This window comes from Streptomyces sp. NPDC091282 (assembly GCF_044757385.1).
Lineage (GTDB): Bacteria > Actinomycetota > Actinomycetes > Streptomycetales > Streptomycetaceae > Streptomyces > Streptomyces gramineus.
Window position 1 is genome coordinate 195,477 of record NZ_JBIVUX010000010.1, and the last position, 11,746, is coordinate 207,222.

General features: G+C 72.5%; 12 protein-coding genes. 5 read left to right on the forward strand and 7 right to left on the reverse strand.

What is annotated here, in order from left to right; genetic code table 11:
- Window positions 1-53 precede the first annotated feature (53 nt).
- Window positions 54-869 (forward strand): class I SAM-dependent methyltransferase, encoded by an 816-nt coding sequence (locus ACIQOE_RS36210; protein WP_365573323.1) that lies wholly within the window; start codon window positions 54-56, stop codon window positions 867-869.
- A gap of 46 nt (window positions 870-915) precedes the next feature.
- On the opposite strand, the gene ACIQOE_RS36215 is transcribed toward ACIQOE_RS36210, so the two are convergent.
- The 4 genes from ACIQOE_RS36215 to ACIQOE_RS36230 all read right to left on the reverse strand — a co-directional run bounded on the left by ACIQOE_RS36215 (window position 916) and on the right by ACIQOE_RS36230 (window position 4,795).
- Window positions 916-1,998: a glycoside hydrolase family 25 protein gene (locus ACIQOE_RS36215; RefSeq protein WP_351324526.1), complete on the reverse strand. Its 1,083-nt coding sequence runs from the start codon at window positions 1,996-1,998 to the stop codon at window positions 916-918.
- Between the two features lie 258 nt (window positions 1,999-2,256).
- Window positions 2,257-2,988 (reverse strand): SDR family oxidoreductase, encoded by a 732-nt coding sequence (locus ACIQOE_RS36220; RefSeq protein WP_401416146.1) that lies wholly within the window; start codon window positions 2,986-2,988, stop codon window positions 2,257-2,259.
- Between the two features lie 19 nt (window positions 2,989-3,007).
- Window positions 3,008-3,883 carry a DUF427 domain-containing protein gene (locus ACIQOE_RS36225; RefSeq protein ID WP_401416148.1) on the reverse strand — a complete coding sequence of 292 codons (876 nt, stop codon included), beginning with the start codon at window positions 3,881-3,883 and terminating at the stop codon, window positions 3,008-3,010.
- Window positions 3,884-3,925: 42 nt separating this feature from the next.
- Window positions 3,926-4,795, reverse strand: a complete 870-nt coding sequence (locus ACIQOE_RS36230) for an alpha/beta fold hydrolase (RefSeq protein WP_401416151.1) — start codon at window positions 4,793-4,795, stop codon at window positions 3,926-3,928.
- Window positions 4,796-4,949: 154 nt separating this feature from the next.
- Here ACIQOE_RS36230 and ACIQOE_RS36235 point away from each other — a divergent pair, with 154 nt between their 5' ends.
- Window positions 4,950-5,465 (forward strand): CGNR zinc finger domain-containing protein, encoded by a 516-nt coding sequence (locus tag ACIQOE_RS36235; protein WP_401416154.1) that lies wholly within the window; start codon window positions 4,950-4,952, stop codon window positions 5,463-5,465.
- A 108-nt stretch (window positions 5,466-5,573) separates the two neighbouring features.
- Here the strand turns inward: ACIQOE_RS36235 and ACIQOE_RS36240 are convergent, their stop codons facing one another.
- Complete coding sequence (locus ACIQOE_RS36240) at window positions 5,574-6,425, reverse strand: methyltransferase (RefSeq protein ID WP_401416156.1); 852 nt, start codon at window positions 6,423-6,425, stop codon at window positions 5,574-5,576.
- A 292-nt stretch (window positions 6,426-6,717) separates the two neighbouring features.
- Between ACIQOE_RS36240 and ACIQOE_RS36245 the strand changes: the two genes are divergently transcribed.
- From ACIQOE_RS36245 to ACIQOE_RS36255, 3 genes are all read left to right on the forward strand, one after another.
- Window positions 6,718-7,386 (forward strand): hypothetical protein, encoded by a 669-nt coding sequence (locus ACIQOE_RS36245; RefSeq protein WP_351324534.1) that lies wholly within the window; start codon window positions 6,718-6,720, stop codon window positions 7,384-7,386.
- A 391-nt stretch (window positions 7,387-7,777) separates the two neighbouring features.
- Window positions 7,778-8,668 (forward strand): CAP domain-containing protein, encoded by an 891-nt coding sequence (locus tag ACIQOE_RS36250; RefSeq protein ID WP_401416159.1) that lies wholly within the window; start codon window positions 7,778-7,780, stop codon window positions 8,666-8,668.
- 137 nt (window positions 8,669-8,805) lie between these two features.
- The gene (locus ACIQOE_RS36255) at window positions 8,806-9,771 is read left to right on the forward strand and encodes a DUF1152 domain-containing protein (RefSeq protein WP_365556176.1); all 966 of its coding nucleotides are present in this window, start codon (window positions 8,806-8,808) and stop codon (window positions 9,769-9,771) included.
- 13 nt (window positions 9,772-9,784) lie between these two features.
- On the opposite strand, the gene ACIQOE_RS36260 is transcribed toward ACIQOE_RS36255, so the two are convergent.
- A complete protein-coding gene (locus ACIQOE_RS36260; RefSeq protein WP_365556178.1) occupies window positions 9,785-10,396 on the reverse strand; it encodes an FAD-dependent monooxygenase in 612 nt (203 codons plus the stop codon).
- 157 nt (window positions 10,397-10,553) lie between these two features.
- Window positions 10,554-11,531 (reverse strand): helix-turn-helix domain-containing protein, encoded by a 978-nt coding sequence (locus ACIQOE_RS36265; protein ID WP_363019958.1) that lies wholly within the window; start codon window positions 11,529-11,531, stop codon window positions 10,554-10,556.
- Between the last annotated feature and the right edge of the window lie 215 nt (window positions 11,532-11,746).

Consider the following 11,746-nt stretch of genomic DNA (forward strand, 5'->3'; position numbering starts at 1 on the left):
GTCACTAGGCTGGCGCGGTGACTGAGGAGCCGGAGCGGGTGCAGCCGTCGGGAGTGTGGGCGACGGCGGTGGGGGTCGCCCGGGTGCGGGCGCGGGAGACCGAGCGGCAGGACGCGCTGTTCCGCGACCCGTTGGCGCGGGCCTTCGCCGCCGCCGGCGGGCATGGGCCCTCGGCTGTGCCGCCGCCCGGTGACGAGGCCGCGCGACGCCGTCGGCTGGGCGTGGCGTTCTCCATCGTCATCAGGACGAAGTTCCTCGACGACCTGCTGGAGGGGGCCTCCGCGTCCGGGGTCCGCCAGGTCGTGCTGCTCGGAGCCGGCATGGACAGCAGGGCCTTCCGGACGGACTGGCCTGAGGGCACCCGGCTCTTCGAGGTCGACACCGCCGTACCGCTGGACTTCAAGGCCTCGGTGCTGCGTCAGGAGCGGGCCGTCCCGCGCTGCGAGCGGATCACCGTCCCGGTGGATCTGCGTGACGACTGGCCGGGCGCGCTGGCCGCGGCGGGGCACGACCCGGCCGAGCCGACCGTGTGGATCGCCGAAGGTCTGCTGATCTACCTGCCCGAGGACGCGGTGGAGCTGCTGCTCGCCCGGATCGGCGCGCGGTCGGCGCCGGGCAGCCGGATGGGTCTGACGCTGGGCTCGCGTGGGGTGATCGAGCGCTTCGGCGCGGACGCGGAGCCGGGGTCGGCCGCGTCCCTGTGGGTGTCGGAGATGCCCGACGACCCGGTGGCCTGGCTGGCCGGGCACGGCTGGGAGGCCACGAGCCACACCTTGCGCGAGCGTGCCGCGGCCTACGGCCGTCCGGTCAGCACCCCGCCGCAGCACGACGAGGGACCCGGCGGACTGATCTCGGCGGTCCGCCGGTAGCGCGCCCTACGACCTCCCGCTGGTTCCGTGCGCGGGCCGGACCGGGTCAGCTCGCCGGCCAGGAGAGCGCGGTGAGGACCGCGGACTGCACCGTGACCGGCGTGCCGCCGTTGTTGAAGAGGCGGACGCGCATGCCGCGGCCGGCCGCCAGGTGCTTGGTGAGCGGGGTGACGTGGAAGGTGTCACCGCGGGTGCCCACGGCCTCGTCGATCGGGTGGTCGGCGATGTGCTGGTCGCCCTCGTACTCGGACATGCGGACCTGGACGGTCTCGCCCACCGGCAGTCCGGCGATGCGCAGACTGACCGAGCCGGTGAACCGGCAGGCGCCGCGCACGAACACGCTCCCGCCGGTGGCGTGCTCGTTCGCCGTGTCGTTCCACTCGGTGGTGAACTCGATCGAGTCCCAGGCGCCGGGGGCGAGTTCGTAGGCCTGGGCGATGCCGAGGTTCACTTCGTCGGGCACGGGGTCCTCCTCGTCGGTGCTCGCCGTCGTACCGGCGGCCCAGGCGCGCAGGGCGGCCTCGGAACGGTAGGCGATGGATCGGTCCAGCGGGGTGCTGGTGAACTGCCACAGCAGCGGCTTCCAGCCGGACGGTTCGGGCTGGGGCGCGGCCTCCGCGCGCGGGTAGTCGGCGGCTCCCCACGGGTAGGCCGGGTACCACAGCGGCAGGCCGCCGGGGACGTGGCCGGCGGCGAGGTCGTCGCCCGAGGTGTAGATCCCGATCCGCTGCTTCGGGAACGCCGCCTGCACGGCCGCGGTCCAGGTCGCCACCCAGGCCCGGATCTGCGCGGCCGAGCGGCCCGCGTAGTTGCGCCGGTCCGGGTAGGCCTCCAGGTCGAGCCAGTGCGTGTACGTCGGGTGCGCGGCGGCGTAGGGTCTGGCGGCGCTGACGTAGTTCGCCGCCTCGGTCCTGGGGTCCTGGTTGGGCCACGCGAAGTGGTAGCTGCCTGGCAGGAGCTGGGCGGCGATGATGCCGGAGATGTGCTGCGGGAAGCGGCTGTCGTGACTGTGCTCGCCCTCGCTCGCCTTGGCGAATCCGAAGGCCACGCCGTCCCGTTTGTGCGTCGCCCAGTTCTGCGGTGCCTGATGCTCGGAGACGTCGATGCCCCGGCACGTGGACAGGGCCATCAGGCACCGCCTTCCGTCGTGCGGACGGACTCGGACGCGGTGGTGTCCCGGTCGGGCGACGGGGCGCCGATGTCGGTGGGTTCGGGCTGGGGCATGGTCGACTCCCTGTGCTCAGCCGTGGATTGACCACGATTGCACCGTCAGGACGGGAACACGCCCATAAGACCGCTTTTGTTCAGCATTTGGATCTTGTTTTTCGTAGCGCACCCACAACTGATCAGGCCGTTCGAGCGACGCAGGCGCCACCGCGGTCCCGCGTCAGGCGCCCGTGGCGACCCGGAGGGGCTGGCCGCCGTCGACGGGCAGACAGACGCCGGTCAGGAAGGTGTTCGTCAGGGCGAAGAGTACGGCGTGGGCGACGTCCTCGGGGGTGCCGATGCGGCCCGAGGGGTTGCCCGCGGAGAGCCGGGCGAACAGTTCGGCCTTCTTCCGCTCGCCCAGGGGGTCCCACGCTCCGGTGTCGATGGTGCCGGGCGAGACGGCGTTGACCCGGATCGGCGCCAGTTCCACGGCCAGGGACCGTACGACGGTGTTGACGGCACCGTTGGTCGCGGCGACGCCGAGGAAGCCGGGGTCGGGTTCGAGCGCGGCCACTCCGGAGAGCAGCACGAAGGAGCCGTCCGCCGGCATGGTGGGCGCGAAGTGCTTGGCGAGCATGATCGGCCCGACGACCTTGGTGTGGAAGGACAGCAGGACGGCCTCCGGTTCGAGTGCGGAGACCAGCCCGCGGGCCCGGGCGGAGGCGGTCGAGACGACGTGGTCCACGGGGCCCACCTCGGCCGCGAGGGCGCTGATCGAGCCCTCGTCGGTCAGGTCGACGGTGGCGACCGCGGCCTCGGTGTCGTCGTAACTCCCGCGCAGCGCCTCCCGGTCGCGGCCGGCCGCGACGACCCGGCCGCCCTCCGCCAGGACCGCCGCGCTCACCGCCCGGGCGATTCCGCTGCCGCGGCCCACCACGAGAACGGTCTTGTCCTTCAGGTTCGTGGACATGGGAACTCCTTGTTCGTCGTCAACGGGTCGGGTCTCGGCGGGCCTTGGCCTCTTCGGCGTCCAGGCCGCGGTCGGCGCCGTGCGGGACGACGCCCTGTCCGGGTTCGGGGCGCAGGAGTTCGCCGTCCAGACGCACCTCGACCTTGTCGGCCTCGAAGGACACCAGGCCGCCGATCCGGTCCACTTCGCGGTAGGCGTCGCGGTAGGTCCAGGCGGCGCGGTGCGCGTCGCCGATGTCGTAGTAGTCGCACAGGCCCTTGTAGGGACAGAAGGTCTGGCCCTCGACCGGCTTGAGCCGGGTCTCGTCGATGTCCGCGCGGGGGACGTACCAGCGCGGGGCGAACCCGGACTCGTAGAGCACGACCGGTCGTGCGGAGCGGGCGATCACGGCGCCGTCGGCGCGGACCTCCAGCGTGCGCGAGGTCGTGCGGATGTCGATGCGGTGGTAGGCGTCGGCCGCGTGCCCGAGGATGCGTTCGTCCTCCTCGTAGAAGGCGTCCACGGCGCGCCAGGCGAAGGCGAGCCGGCCGTCGAGGGCGCGGGCGTGCGGGGGCAGCGCGGTGAACGCCCAGGCGGCGCGTTCGGTGGTGCGCCCGCCCGCGCTCACCGCGTACCAGGCGGTGTCGCCCAGGTCCTGGTGGCGGGTGACCCTGCCACCGTCGACGAGGGCCGTCTGCTCGACGTCCTCGCGGGGGAAGTAGGCGACCGGGTAGCGGCCGGGTTCGTGCAGCAGGACGACGTCCTCGCTGTCGGCGATCCAGCTGCCGTTGAACCGCACGCGCATACGGCGGCGCAGCCGCTCGGCGAACAGCAGGCGCTCGGGCAGCGGTTCGGGGGTGAGGAAGTGCCCGATCGCGCCGGTGGAGAGGGGGCCTTGTTGCCAGGACAGTCCCATGGGACTTTCCTTCCGGGTACGGGGACGGGGCGGGCGCGGCCGTCAGGCGAGGGCGCGGGCCAGGAAGTCGCGGATGTGCGCGGTGATGGCCTCCAGGTGGCTCTCCAGCGCGAAGTGTCCCGAGTCGAGGAGGTGGATCTCGGCGTCGGGCAGGTCCTGGGCGAAGGCACGGGCGCCGTCGGGGCCGAAGATCTCGTCGTTCGCGCCCCAGACCGCGAGCAGCGGGACCTGCGAGTCGGCGAAGTACCGGTGGACCCGCGGATACAGGTCCACGTTGGTGGGATAGTCGCGGAAGAGCTTGAGCTGGATCTCGTCGTTGCCCGGCCGGTCCAGCAGGGCCTGGTCGTGCACCCAGTTGTCCGGGCTGACCAGGCTCGGGTCGGCGACTCCGTTCAGGTACTGCCAGCGGGTGCTCTCCAGGGTGAGCGCGCCGCGCATGGCAGCCTCGGTCTCGGGTCCCGGGGCGTCGGTGTAGGCGAAGACGTCGTCCCAGAACGGCTTGACGAAGCCCTCCTCGTAGGCGTTGCCGTTCTGCGTGACGATCGCCGTGACGCGGTCCGGGTTCCGCAGGGCCAGGCGCCAGCCGATGGGTGCGCCGTAGTCCTGCACGTACAGGGCGAACCGGTCGACGCCCAGCTGTGCGAGCAGGCCTGCGGTGACGTCGGTGAGCGCGTCGAAGGTGTACGGGAACCGGTCGAGGCCCGGCATGGCGGACTGCCCGAATCCGATGTGGTCGGGAGCGATCACGCGGTAGCGGTCGGCGAGCGCCGGGATCAGGTTGCGGAACATGTGCGAGCTGGTCGGGAATCCGTGCAGGAGGACCACGACGGGTGCCTGCGGATCGCCGGCCTCCCGGTAGAAGACGTCGAGGCCGTCGACGACGGCGGTGCGGTGATGGACTGCGGAGACCATGCCCTAACCCTTCTCTCACACTTGACTGGTTACCCACTCAGTCGAGCACACTCGACCTAACCAGTCAAGTAGAGATGAAGGGTTAGACTTCCTGCCGTACGGACGGTCCGGTATAACCTTTCAAGCGAATCTGTCAGGTTAGGAAGAGGTGGCGATGGCAAGCAGCCCCGATCAGCAGGTCACGCTGCTGGAACTGCTCAACAGCACACCCGTCGTGGACGGCGCGGTGCAGGACCTGCTGGCAGATCCGGAGGCGGCCAGGTCCTGGCAGCGCGCGCACGGGGGCAGCGGCGGCAAGGAGGAGCGCCGGTATCTCCTCCAGGCACGCGATCTCCTGCAAGGCGTGGTGACCGGCGGCCGTCCCGCCACGGACCTGGCGCCGCTGCTCGCGGACGTCACCTCGCACCCCGAGCTGTCCGCCGCCGGCGTGACGTGGCACCTCGACGTGCCCGCGCCGCGCCGGCTGGCGGTGACGGCGGCCCTGGCCTGGAGCGCGCTCCAGGAGACGCTGCCGGGACGGCTGCGGGCGTGCGACAACCCGGAGTGCCGGCTCTATCTCATCGACCGCAGCAAGACCAACCGGGCCCGCTGGTGCTCGATGGCCGTCTGCGGCAACCGGATGAAGGCACGCCGCCACCACCAGCGCACGCGCGAGGCCGCCGCCGGGTGACAGCGGCGCCGCCCGCTCGGGCCGGGTCGCGCCGGGGAGCCCGGCGCGGTGCCGGTGGTGGGCGCCGTCGAGTTCGCCGGGCGGCGGGCGCGTGCACCGGCCCCGGTGTCACCGCGGCCGGTAGGCGGTGGCCAGTACGGAGACGGTGACCTCGTCGGGCAGGAGGCCGCCGCCGTCCAGGTCCGCGCGGGTCAGGTGACGTGCGCTCGGTGTCATCGCCACCAGATCCAGAGCGTCCGCCGCGGCCAACGGCACGGCGTACTCGACCTCCTCGGTGACGGTGTCCTTGAAGAAGGGGTCGAGCGCCCGGTGCAGGCGCCGCTCCTTGGCCGGGTCGACGGTGACCGCCGCGGGCAGCCGGTCACGCAGCTCGGCCAGGTGCCGGCCGGTGGGGCGGACCACGATCAGCCGTCCCGTCGGGCGCAGCACACGGCGGAACTCGGCGGGGTTGCGCGGCGCGAACACGTCCAGCACGACATCGGCCGCCCCGTCCGCCAGCGGGAAGGGACGGAAGACGTCCCAGGCCACCGCGGCGGCCCGGTCGTGGGCCCGGGCCGCCGCGCGCAGGGCGCGCACCGACGTGTCCAGACCGAGGCCGCGCGCGCCGGGCAGGTGATCGAGCACCCCGGCCAGGTAGTAGCCCGTGCCGCACCCGACGTCCACGACCGTGGCCGCCCCGGAGACGGCGTCGGCCGCCAGGCGGGCTCCGGCCGCGCGGATCGGCGCGTAGGCGCCGGTGGACAGGAACCGGTTCCGGGCCCGGACCATGGCCGCGTCGTCGCCGCTGGTGGCGCGGGCACCGGTGCACAGCCCCGCGTAGCCGTGGCGGGCGATGTCGAAGGTGTGGCCCACCGGGCAGCGCAGTGCGCCCCGGCCGGGGCGCAGCCGGCGGGTGCGGCACGTCGGGCAGCGCAGCAGGTCGAGGGAGAGTTCGAGGGCAGGGGGAAGCGGCACGGGCACGAGGCACTCCTGGCGTCAGGGAAGGGAAGGGGCCGTGCCCGCGCGCGCTCGCGCATCACCGCGGCCGGAAGGACCACACGGCGACGGGAGCGTGACGGACGCGGGCACACCGGGGAGGGCGACGCCGTCCGGCCTCGCCCTCAGTGCCTTCCGGTCACAGGAAGCAGTGGTGCGGGGTACTCGTGAATGCCACGTCGTGAGTCTAGGGGCGGGTGCGAGCAGCGCGGACGCCGCCCGTACGTCCGGGAAAACCACTGGCCGGAAGATCACCGCACGCCGGGATACTGGGCCGGTGAGCGATGCCATGGCCGACTTCGAAGCGGCCACCGAACCGTTGACGCGAAGGGTCCACCTCGGCCTGCGCGCGGGCAGCCTCGACTCGCGGGACGTCGTCGCCCTCGCCTGCGAACTGTTCGACTGGTCCCTCCGTACCGACGCCGTCGTGGAGGTCGTCGAACGGGATCCGGCCGAGGTGCCGCGGGCGGAGATGACCGTCCTGGCCCGGCGCATCCTGGACGACATCGGCTTCGACCCCGGTTTCGACCTCGCCCCCGAGCGCCTGGAGACCTTGCGTGCGGCGCTGAGGATCGTGGCCCGCGACCTGGTGACGCGGGGCATCCGGGGCGAGCCGGAGATCGAGGTCCTGGAGGACTGCCACCCGGTGGGAGCCGGTGTACGCCTCGCGGACGGCGAACGGCTCGACCGGGGCGGACCGGTCCAGCCGTCCCAGTGCGACGACCCGACCACGGCGCTGACCGCTCTGGCGGTCCTGATCCAGGAGAGTCTGCTGGAACGGACCTGGCAGGTCTGGCCGGTGTGCGCCCGCCACCGCCTCGGCGCGCACGGCTCGGAGCGGGAGGGCGCGGCCGTGTGGTGGTGCGCCGGGGACGGCGGGCACACGCTGGCGCGGGTCGGTGAGCTGTCGCGCACGGCCGGCCGCCGGGGCCGCCACCCTCTCTGACCCGCGACATCTCGCCAGGACCTGAGCCGTAATGCACCGGTTCCGTGACATCCGTCACAGCGGTCCGTGATCTAGGCGTGCCGGATAGTAGCGATCACCCTGACGACATATGGGATTTGTCCGTCTTGGGACGCGCACGCATCGCCCCTTGATCCACGCCTCTGCGCCCGCGAGCCCCCTTCGGCCGTTCCGCCCACGGGTAACGGTTCTGACGGACCGACAGCGATCCCCACGAGGCCCGGGAGACCCGATCAGCGCACCCCACCCCGCCGACAGGGGCCGGCCGAGCCTACGAAGCGACGTAGTACTCAGGCCCTTTGCGCTCACTGTGAAGGCATCCCAAGAATGACGAGCCGCAGGACACCGCCGCAGCTCGGGAGCGGAATCAGACATGGGTAAACATCGCAAGAACGCGCATTTCCGGCGGATAGTCGTCGCGGCGGTCGCCGTGGGCGCCGTGGGCGTACCGTCCGCCGCCCTGGCCTGTACGGACTGGCCGAACGGCGGCGGACAGCGCTCCGACAGCGCCGCGAGCAGTGCGCCGAAGGACCTGCTCGACCAGAAGAACTGGTGGAACGACGCGAGCTGGGGCCGCCCCTGGAACACCGACCAGGCCGGCGAGCCCGCGCGGACGGCATCGAGTACCACCGGGACTCCGAGCGCCTCCACCGGCACCACGAAGACACCCCCTGCCGGCAAGGGCACCGCGAAGCCCGCTCACCGGCACGGAGGCACCGAGAAGACCACCGCGCACCGGCCGAAGGCCCCGGCGCCCTCGCACACCGTACGGATCAGCGTGCCCCGGCCCGCTGCCACCGCGGCACCCAGCCCCCGGAGCACCACCACCGCTCCCGCGGCCCCCAAGCCGTCGAGCACCCCGAAGGCCAGCGCCACCGCCGCCGCGTCCAGCGTCGTCGCGCGCATCGTGGACCTCGTCAACGCCGAACGCGGCAAGGTCGGCTGCTCCGCGCTGACCCTGAACACCACCCTGTCCAAGGTCGCGCAGGCGCACAGCGAGGACATGGCGCGGCACCAGACCATGTCGCACGACGGATCCGACGGCTCCTCCCCCGGCGACCGGATCACCGGCGCGGGCTACACCTGGAGCTCGTACGGCGAGAACGTGGCCTACGGGTACGCCTCCGCCGACCAGGTCATGGCGGGCTGGATGGCCAGCCCAGGCCACAAGGCCAACATCCTCAACTGCTCGTTCAAGGAGATCGGCGTCGGCCTCGCCGAGCCCGGCAGCTACTGGACCCAGGACTTCGGCACTCCCCGCTGAACCGGACCCGCCGTCCGTGACGGTGTACGCCGGTGCCCGCGCCGTCAGTCCCGGCGCGGCGCCGGCCGCCGCTCGCACGGAAGCCGACGGCCAAGACCGCGGCGGCTGCCGGCCCGCCCACCTGTTAGCGTCCTGCGGTGATCTCTCTGGGGGAGCCCGCGTTCTTCACCCGGCTGCGCGACGCGCGGCGGGTGCTCATAGCCGGTGCGGGCGGCGGCTTCGACGTGTACGCCGGGCTGCCGCTGGCACTGGCGCTGCGGTCGGCGGGCAAGGAGGTGCACCTCGCCAACCTGTCCTTCGCCGATCTGTACGGCCTGGATCTCGACGTGTGGGTGGACCAGGACGTCGCGGCCGTCGGGCCCGGCACTTCCCTGAGGGGCGACTACTTCCCGGAACGCACGCTGGCCCAGTGGCTCGCGTCCCAGGACCTGCCGTCGACCGTGTACGCGTTCCCGAGCATCGGGGTCACTCCGCTCCGGGAGGCCTACCGGACGCTCATCGCGCATCTCGGCGGTGTCGACGCGGTCGTCCTGGTGGACGGCGGGACCGACATCCTGATGCGCGGCGACGAGGACGGGCTCGGTACTCCGGAGGAGGACATGGCGAGCCTGGCCGCCGTGAGCGGGCTCGACGAGGTCCCGGACCGGCTGGTGGCCTGCCTCGGCTTCGGGGTGGACGCGTTCCACGGCGTGAACCACTCGCTCGTACTCGAGAACCTGGCCGCGCTGGACCGGGACGGCGCCTATCTCGGCGCGTTCTCGCTGCTCGGGACGGGGCGCGAGGGCGCGCTCTATCTCGACGCGGTGGCGCACGCCCAGCGCCACACCGCGAGCCGCCCGAGCATCGTGAACGGATCCGTCGCCGCCGCGGTGCGCGGTGACTTCGGCGACGTCCGGTTCACGGAACGGACCAAGGGCAGCGAGCTGTTCGTGAACCCGCTGATGGCCCTGTACTTCTGCGTGGACCTGCCCGGTCTCGCCCGCCGCAATCTCTACCTCGACCTGTTGGAGCGGACCTCGCTGATGCGGCAGGTGAGTTCGGCGATCGAGCGGTTCCGCGCCACCCTGCCCCGCCGGCGGCCGCCGCGGGCGTTCCCCCACTGAAGCCTGCGCCTGCTCAGGCCGAGGCTCCCCGCTCCTGGGAGAAGAGGCCGATGACTCCGGCGGGGGCGTCGGCACCGAAGACGAGGTCGACGGTCCGGTGGGCGGCGGCCGCCTTGTGGCTGCGGGGGAACATCCGGCTCTCGTAGGCGGTGAGGGCCTTCTCGGTGTCGTCGGGGTGGGCCGCGAGCGCCTCGCCGAGTTCGGCGCCGTCGAGCATCGCGAGATTGGCTCCGTCGCCTCCGGGTACGGTGGCGTGGGCCGCGTCGCCGAGGAGGGTGACGCCGGGGACCCGGCTCCAGCGGTGGTCGTCCGGCAGCTCGTGGATGCTGCGCAGGACGGGCGCGGAGTCGCCGTCGGTGATCAGGGCCCGCAGTTCCGGCGCCCAGCCGTCGAACTCCGCGGCCACCCGCGCCTTCGCCGCGGGGACGTCGGTGAAGTCGATGCCGTCGAACCACTCCGCGGGCCGGTGCAGCACGACGTAGGTGTGGATGACGTCGCCCGCCTCGCGGTGGGCGAGGAATCCCTTGCCGGGGACGAGGGCGTACAGGGCGCCGTTCCCGACCAGGCCGGCCACCCGCGGATGGGCCGTGTCCACGTCGTGGAGGCAGGTGTCGACGTAGCTCATGCCGTGCTCCGCCGCCCCGGTGGATGATCGAGCGGTACTCGTCCGTGAGCCCGGCCATCTCCAGGGCCAGTTGGCCGTCCTCCTCGTGCAGGTCCAGCTGGCCTCCGCCGTGCGCCTCACCTGCCGTCCGCGACCGGACGCCGGGAAAGGCGCCCCGTCAGCCCGCGTCGAGTATCCGCAGGCCGAGCGGGGTCGCGGTGTGGACGACGTACTTTCCCGTACGGTGGCTGCTGACCAGGCCGCTCTCGCGCAGGACGGCGATCTGGTAGGAGATGCTGGACTGCGCCACCCCCACTGCGTGGGCGACGTCCGAGGACGTGCGGCCGTCCCTGCGGGCGACCGTGGACAGGATGGCGGCGCGGGTGCGTCCGAGCAGGCGCGCGGTGCCCGTTCCCCAGGTCTGGGCCAGGTCCCAGGGCCGCTTGGCCACCGGATAGACGAGCACGGGCGGGAGTTCGGGGTCGGCCAGAGCGGTCGGGCGCCGCCAGCAGAAGAAGGACGGGACGAGAAGGAGACCTCGGCCGTCCAGGGACACGTCACGGTCGACCGGGTAGTCCACCTCGAGGACCGGGTCCCGCCAGCGGGCGAGCGGGGCGAGGCCGTCGAAGAGTTGCTGCACACCACCGTCCAGCAACGCCGCGGTGCGGACGTCGACATCGGCTCCCACCAGGGCCCGGACGCGCGGCCAGTGGGGCCGTAACAGCGTCTCGAAGTAGGTTTCCAGGGAGCCGGCGATCACGGCGGGTCCGGTGTCGTCCGGGCGTGGGGTCGTGCCCGGTCTGCCGATCTGACGCTGTGTCGCGTCCAGGCGGACGAGCTGGCTCATGAATTCACGGCGTGGCGTGCCGCTGATCGCGTCCAGTGCCGCCGGCAGTTCGTCGGTGGCGGCGGGCGTGAGGAAGTCGGGTATGTAGCCGGTGCTGGGTATCAGCCCGCGCAGCGGAAGCAGCGCCGCGCGCAGTCTCTCGTCGCGCTGCAGCCGGTTGCGCGTCGCGGCCCGCCACGCGCCGAACGCCGTCGGGCCCTCGTCCGTCTTCAACCGGCAGACGCTGCAGATCATCTCCCAGGCGGGGTCGGGGTTGCGCAGGATCCGGATCTTCTTCAGGTCGTCGGTGGCGAAGTGCAGGCGCAGCACGGATGCCTCTTTCGCGATGGGCAGGGTGGGGGGACTGCGGCTCGACGGATACGTCGAGCGCCTGGTCGTCTGCCGGTGCCGTCACCGCCGGCGTGCGGGCGGTCACGGCACCATGCCCCTCTCGGGTCATCGCGTACGAAAGTGAAGGAACGGTCCGGACTCACGGCCGTACCGCACGGTAAGCGGACTTCTCCGCCGCAGGACAGGTGAATGGC

Coding starts and splice junctions, on each gene's coding strand:
- ACIQOE_RS36215 (WP_351324526.1), bottom strand. CDS start 1,998: ATGGCCCTGTCCACGTGCCGGGGCATCGACGTCTCCGAGCATCAGGCA.
- ACIQOE_RS36220 (WP_401416146.1), bottom strand. CDS start 2,988: ATGTCCACGAACCTGAAGGACAAGACCGTTCTCGTGGTGGGCCGCGGC.
- ACIQOE_RS36225 (WP_401416148.1), bottom strand. CDS start 3,883: ATGGGACTGTCCTGGCAACAAGGCCCCCTCTCCACCGGCGCGATCGGG.
- ACIQOE_RS36230 (WP_401416151.1), bottom strand. CDS start 4,795: ATGGTCTCCGCAGTCCATCACCGCACCGCCGTCGTCGACGGCCTCGAC.
- ACIQOE_RS36235 (WP_401416154.1), top strand. CDS start 4,950: ATGGCAAGCAGCCCCGATCAGCAGGTCACGCTGCTGGAACTGCTCAAC.
- ACIQOE_RS36250 (WP_401416159.1), top strand. CDS start 7,778: ATGGGTAAACATCGCAAGAACGCGCATTTCCGGCGGATAGTCGTCGCG.
- ACIQOE_RS36260 (WP_365556178.1), bottom strand. CDS start 10,396: ATGAGCTACGTCGACACCTGCCTCCACGACGTGGACACGGCCCATCCG.